Genomic DNA, 881 nt, shown 5'->3' on the forward strand with positions numbered 1-881 from the left:
GCCGGCTGCCGGTGCTCACGCCCTTGCTCGCCTTGCTGCTGGCACGCGAGGGACTGCCGGTGTTGCTGCACGGCATGCGCACCGAGCCGCGGCGCACCAGCGCCAGCGAGGTGCTCCAGGCGCTGGGGGTGCCCGTCTCGTCGTCGCCCGGGGCCATCGCGCCCGGCAGCGTGGTGCAGGTCGCGACGGCCGCCCTGCACCCGGGGCTGGCACGCCTGCTGGCGGTGCGCGAGGTGATCGGCCTGCGCACGCCGGCGCACAGCGTCGCCAAGCTGGCGAGCCCCTGCGCCGGCGCCGCACTGCTCGTGAGCAGCTACACCCACGCAGAATACCTGGAACTGTCCTGCGCCGTGGCACGCGAGCGCCGCATGCACCTCTTCATCTCTCGTGGCCTGGAAGGCGAGGTCGTGGCCGACCCGCGCCGCCTCTCCCGCCACGACGGCTTCGTCGGTGGGCGGCCCGTGCTCGACGCTGCGCAGCAGCCCGGCACCGACCAGGACGTGCCCGGCCTGCCCACGGACATCGGTGTGGCGGCCACTGCCCGCTACACCCGCGCCGTGCTGGACGGCGCCCTGCCCCTGCCGGCCCCGCTCGCACGCCAGCTGCACCACCTTTTGCAACTTGCCCGCCACATCCAGGAGCTGCCTTCCCATGCCTGACCACCCCTTTCCACTAGAGCGCACGACCCTTGGCAGCTGCACACTGGTCGGCGCCGGCCCCGGCGACCCGGAACTGCTCACCCTCAAGGCCCTGCGGGCGATCGAGGCCGCCACCGTGCTGCTGGTCGACGACCTGGTGAGCGAAGACATCGTGGCGCTGGCAGCGCCTGACGCCCGCGTGATCCGCGTGGGCAAGCGCGGCGGCTGCTGCAGCACGCCCCA

The 881-nt window shown here is 73.7% G+C and carries 2 protein-coding genes; both read left to right on the plus strand.

Translation table 11 applies throughout. The features are described 5' to 3' along the window. Positions 1-659, plus strand: a 659-nt coding sequence (gene ybiB, locus A612_RS05575) for a DNA-binding protein YbiB (RefSeq protein ID WP_019373548.1), incomplete at its 5' end; no start/stop codon positions are given. After that, positions 652-881, plus strand: a 230-nt coding sequence (locus A612_RS05580; protein ID WP_040436180.1) for an SAM-dependent methyltransferase, incomplete at its 3' end; no start/stop codon positions are given. The genes ybiB and A612_RS05580, both read left to right, overlap by 8 nt.

The sequence above is a fragment of the Melaminivora alkalimesophila genome (genome assembly GCF_000282995.1).
Lineage (GTDB): Bacteria > Pseudomonadota > Gammaproteobacteria > Burkholderiales > Burkholderiaceae_C > Melaminivora > Melaminivora alkalimesophila.